This is a genomic window from Vibrio sp. 10N.261.51.F11 (assembly GCF_041471665.1).
In the GTDB taxonomy this organism is placed as follows: Bacteria; Pseudomonadota; Gammaproteobacteria; order Enterobacterales; family Vibrionaceae; genus Vibrio; species Vibrio crassostreae_C.
In genome coordinates, this window is record NZ_JBFROW010000119.1 from 1 (window position 1) to 1,040 (window position 1,040).

Consider the following 1,040-nt stretch of genomic DNA (forward strand, 5'->3'; position numbering starts at 1 on the left):
TGAACTGACCCCCAATAGTTGGACACCAATTATTGGGGGTCTTTTTATGTCCAAATATAGCCGTGAGCTAAAATGTATCATTGCTAAGCAATACTTAGATGGCACGTCATCTCTCTATTTAGCAAAACAATATTCAATTTCTTCAAGGCAGATACGGTATTGGGCTCAAGTCTTTGCCATCCATGGTACTGATTCATTTTTACCAACTAAGCATGCCGCGACTGCTCAAACAAAACGAAAAGCATTGAATTTAATGTGGACGAATGAATGGTCTCTCACGCACACTAGCGCTGTATTAAACCTCTCATCCCCTGGGATACTCTCTGTCTGGCTCAAAAGATTTAATGAGCTCGGTATCAAGGGGCTCAAAATGCGCCAGAAAGGAAGACCCTCAATGAAACAGCAACCTCAATGTACCACTAAGCCTGATAATGAAATGACACTTGAGGAGCTAAAAGAGGAGTTGGTCTACTTACGAACCGAGAATGCCGTTCTAAAAAAGTTGGAAGAGTTGGAGCAGGAAAAAAACCGTCGAACAAAGAAAAAGCGGTCATAGCTCTAACTCTTAAAGGCAAGTACCCGCTGAAGCACTTACTGCAGACTCTACAGCTGGCAAAAAGTGTCTTTTATTATCAAGCTCAAACAAACAAGCGCCCAAATAGCTACGAACGTGAGCTGCGGTTGATAAAGTCAATTTATCATGAACATAAGGGTCGATACGGCTACCGCCGTATTCACTTGGAACTAAAAAATCAGGGGTTCGTGCTTAATCACAAAACGGTTCAAAGGCTTATGGCTCAGCTCAACCTTAAATCGACGGTCAGGATTAAAAAGTATCGTTCATACCGAGGAGAGTCTGGAACAGCTGCTCCTAACCTGCTTGAAAGAGATTTTAGTGCGACTCAACCCGATGAAAAGTGGGTAACTGATGTCACGGAGTTCAAAGTCAAAGAGCAGAAAGTATACTTGTCTCCCGTGGTCGACTTGTTTACTCAGGAGGTAGTGGCTTATAGAGTGGCCAAAAATGCCTGCTTGCCGCT

2 protein-coding genes are annotated in these 1,040 nt (G+C 43.2%); both read left to right on the top strand.

The genetic code is table 11. From position 1 onward, the window contains the following. Positions 1-46: 46 nt before the first annotated feature. Positions 47-556, top strand: a complete 510-nt coding sequence (locus AB4351_RS22150; RefSeq protein WP_372127200.1) for a helix-turn-helix domain-containing protein — start codon at positions 47-49, stop codon at positions 554-556. Further along, on the top strand, positions 553-1,040 hold a 488-nt coding region (locus AB4351_RS22155), incomplete at its 3' end, for an IS3 family transposase (RefSeq protein WP_372127201.1). The genes AB4351_RS22150 and AB4351_RS22155, both read left to right, overlap by 4 nt.

Bases quoted from the DNA above. Each gene is read 5' to 3' on its own strand.
- AB4351_RS22150 (WP_372127200.1), top strand. From the start codon at position 47: ATGTCCAAATATAGCCGTGAGCTAAAATGTATCATTGCTAAGCAATAC.